The 3,081-nt window shown below is 41.3% G+C and carries 5 protein-coding genes; all 5 read left to right on the top strand.

The window, feature by feature from the left end; genetic code table 11:
• The first annotated feature begins 50 nt into the window (after nt 1–50).
• The 5 genes from RDS42_RS13690 (at nt 51) to RDS42_RS13670 (ending at nt 2,819) form a co-directional block, all read left to right on the top strand.
• Nucleotides 51–1,406, top strand: coding sequence for a ParB/RepB/Spo0J family partition protein (locus RDS42_RS13690; protein ID WP_308784144.1), 1,356 nt, complete (start codon nt 51–53; stop codon nt 1,404–1,406).
• Nucleotides 1,403–1,882, top strand: coding sequence for a hypothetical protein (locus RDS42_RS13685; protein ID WP_308784143.1), 480 nt, complete (start codon nt 1,403–1,405; stop codon nt 1,880–1,882). The genes RDS42_RS13690 and RDS42_RS13685 overlap by 4 nt, the downstream gene beginning before the upstream one ends.
• On the top strand, nt 1,869–2,108 hold the full coding sequence (locus RDS42_RS13680; RefSeq protein ID WP_308784142.1) for a hypothetical protein: 240 nt from the start codon (nt 1,869–1,871) through the stop codon (nt 2,106–2,108). The genes RDS42_RS13685 and RDS42_RS13680 overlap by 14 nt, the downstream gene beginning before the upstream one ends.
• Before the next feature lie 2 nt (nt 2,109–2,110).
• Complete coding sequence (locus tag RDS42_RS13675; RefSeq protein WP_308784141.1) at nt 2,111–2,353, top strand: hypothetical protein; 243 nt, start codon at nt 2,111–2,113, stop codon at nt 2,351–2,353.
• Nucleotides 2,354–2,579: 226 nt separating this feature from the next.
• Entirely contained in the window at nt 2,580–2,819 is a 240-nt protein-coding gene (locus tag RDS42_RS13670; protein WP_308784140.1) for a hypothetical protein, read from the top strand.
• The last annotated feature ends 262 nt before the right edge of the window (nt 2,820–3,081 follow it).

The following is a 3,081-nucleotide window of genomic DNA, read 5'->3' as shown; positions in this document are numbered from 1 at the left end:
AAATTGATTAAAAGCGTTTTGAAGTTTGCAAATTAGGAAAGGAAGAAAAAATGAGTGATAGAAGAGGAAATGTTGTATATATAAAAACGGAACATATTCATTCACATCCAGAGAATCCAAGAAAGAATCTTGGAGATCTACAAGAATTGGCAGAGTCAATGAAGAAGCAGGGATGTTTGCAGAATTTAACAGTAGTCCCAGTGGAAGGCCAACCAGGAGAGTATTATGCGCTGATCGGAAACCGCCGGCATGAAGCGTCAAAGTTGGCCGGATTGGAAGAATTGCCGTGTAGGATTGCGGAAGGGTTGAGTCGAAAAGAGCAGTTGTCAATCATGCTGGAAGAAAATATGCAGCGTAATGATTTGACGATTTGGGAACAGGCGCAGGGTTTTCAGCTGATGCTCGATTTGGGAGAGACAGAAGATACAATCGCAGAAAAGACCGGATTCAGTAAGAAGACTATTAAGCATCGCTTGAATATTGCGAAATTGGATTCTAAAACTTTGCAGGAGAAGGAGAGACAGGATGGCTACCAGTTGACACTTACAGATTTGTACGAACTGGAGAAGATCAAGGATATTAAGATCAGAGATAAAATTTTGAAGGATTCTACGGATTCTAGGGATCTGGCAAGACGTGCAATCAATGCTCAGAGAGAACAGAAACAGCAGGAAAATATGAAACTTTATGTTGCCGAAATGAAGAAGCTGGGATTGAAGAAAGCTCCGAAGGAAGCAAACAGTGAATTTTACACGGATAAGTGGGAACGTATGAAGGATTACAGCCTTGACAAGGAACCGCCTAAGACGATGAAGTTCGAGGATAATGGTGAGTCAATGTTTTACCTGGAAAGATACGGAACATTGTACGTGATCCGTAAGAGAAAGAAGGGAAAGAAGACACTTACACCGGAAGAGGAAGCAAAAAAGCAGAATATGCGTAACAAGAAACAGATCAAGGTAATTCTGAAAGAGGCGGCAAATACAAGAAAAGTGTTCATTGAAGGTATTCTGTCTGGAAGAATTGATAAAGTTACAGATGAGAAACAGGTCGAGGCAGATCTTTTTGAACAGATGATGCATTGGGAAGCTTTCGCAGGGCATAACAAGTTGATTCAATTTTTTGTTGGCTGCGAAGTCTATAATGCGCCGAAAGAAGAGATCGAGGCAGCAAAGAAGAAAATGCAGGGACTCAGTGTATTGCAGAAACTTCTCTGTTTAGTATCGGCAATGGTTGCAGACGCAGACTTGGTTGAGTGGAATTATACATACAGCACAACTAGGGGTGAGAAAGTAAAGGCGTTCTACAAAGTATTGGAGCAGTATGGGTTCCAATTTTTAAATGATGAAGAAAAAAATGTGGTAGAAGGAACATCTGAACTGTACAGGAAGGAGAAGAAAGAGTGAGCAGAAGACCAGAGATAACAGCTATGTTGTCTCTGGCACTTGAAAAGAAAATCAATCCGTATAATGATCCTCGGATATATTGGGCTAAGGAAGTGACATTTGATTACTCCACAAACCATGCAGTCAGAGTTGATTATATGAGATATAAGCCGGTTAATAATACGGTGTCAGGAATAGAAAAAGGAGACTTTTACTGTTATGAAGTGAAATCATCTGTAGAGGATTTTCGCTCGGGGCATGGCTTGAATTTCCTCGGAGATTATAATTACCTGGTAATGCCGGAGAAGATTTACGCAACGATTTCATTGGAGGTCCCACACTACGTTGGTGTATATGTTTTGGATGGGACAGAATTAACCTGCATAAAGAAAGCCAAGAGACATGATCGGAGCAAACCGGTATCAGAAATGCTACTTATGATGTTTAGATCAGCAGCAAGAGATAGAAAGAAGGTAAAAGAAGATGAAGACAGGTAAATATGCGAAAGATGGAAGAGAGATGCAGGTGGGTGATGTTGTACACTTCAGATGCAAAGATCATCCGCTGAGCGGAAAAGGTGTAGTATTCATGGGAAAGGAAGTAGACGGTTTAGGAGAAGATCCGTTCCGCATCAGAGATACAAGAACCGGAAGAAATAATGGACGGATATACCCTTATTACGATGATGCGGTATATCGAATTGACGGAAGAGAGGGCGAGTAGTCATGGCAAAGCAGATGGTTTTGAACCGAAAGATGTATAAGGAAATTAAGAAAATGGACCACCAGGATATGTCCAACTACTTGTCGCGGTATTACATGAACGCATATAACCAGGGCAAGGTAGACTCCGAAGGATTGAAGGCAGATGAGCTAAGAGAAATCCTTTTGACAGTAAAGGGAATCGGACCAGCAAAGGCAGAGAACATTATGGAAGCGGTTGGAAAAGCCCTTGCAGAAAAGGGGTGAGGGAGATGTGGCAGCGAGGAGACGAATGTGATGGCAAGTGCTATACTGATGAAGGAATATGTCCGAGAGCTGAGTGGTGCGATAAAACTAGGAAAGGTGAGTTTGCGGCAGCAGTGCTGGCCGGATTTTTCTTTTGGTGGTGCTGGTAATGCTGGCACCAGGAATGATCGCATTGAAATTGCTGGACTGGGTATATGGAAAATTATATTGGAGGGAGAGTTGACAAATGGAAGAAAAGAAGGTATGGTTAGAAGTACCAAGATTTACTGGCGAAAATGTACCGGTGAATGTAGCTGCAAGAGTAATGAAGAAAGATCCTCAGTTTGTGAGACAGGGAATTATCCAGGGTTTACTCACATTTGGGGTGGCCTTCAAGAAAGAGGGTAGCAGCCAGTATGATTACTACATATCACCGATGAAATTTTGGCAGGAAACAGGCTATGTTTATGACGGAATTGAGATATAAAATTGGCTTGAGAATTGCTGAAAAAGTACCAAAATTGGTGAATAGGAAACGAGTAGGAAACAAAATGGTCGATAGCCCTTGAATTTACGGACATCGCTGTTTACATCGAGGAAGCTGCGAAAGAAGGCAAATTCTAAGAAATAATATAATTCTGTGTAAATAAAAAGTCTATGGACAGATGGATTGTAATCTGTTCATAGACTTTTATTGTTAGGGCAAGGCCCTGTTTTACATTGTGAAGTTTTTCGTTGATCCGAAAAAC

Origin of the sequence: uncultured Blautia sp., from assembly GCF_902497045.1 — a bacterium.
GTDB lineage: Bacteria > Bacillota > Clostridia > Lachnospirales > Lachnospiraceae > Blautia_A.
The sequence above is the reverse complement of the archived record's forward strand: the minus strand, read 5'-3'. Positions and strand labels throughout refer to the sequence as shown.

What these genes read in the sequence shown, in the direction of transcription:
- RDS42_RS13690 (WP_308784144.1), top strand. Translation starts at nt 51, where the DNA reads ATGAGTGATAGAAGAGGAAATGTTGTATATATAAAAACGGAACATATT.
- RDS42_RS13680 (WP_308784142.1), top strand. Translation starts at nt 1,869, where the DNA reads ATGAAGACAGGTAAATATGCGAAAGATGGAAGAGAGATGCAGGTGGGT.
- RDS42_RS13675 (WP_308784141.1), top strand. Translation starts at nt 2,111, where the DNA reads ATGGCAAAGCAGATGGTTTTGAACCGAAAGATGTATAAGGAAATTAAG.
- RDS42_RS13670 (WP_308784140.1), top strand. Translation starts at nt 2,580, where the DNA reads ATGGAAGAAAAGAAGGTATGGTTAGAAGTACCAAGATTTACTGGCGAA.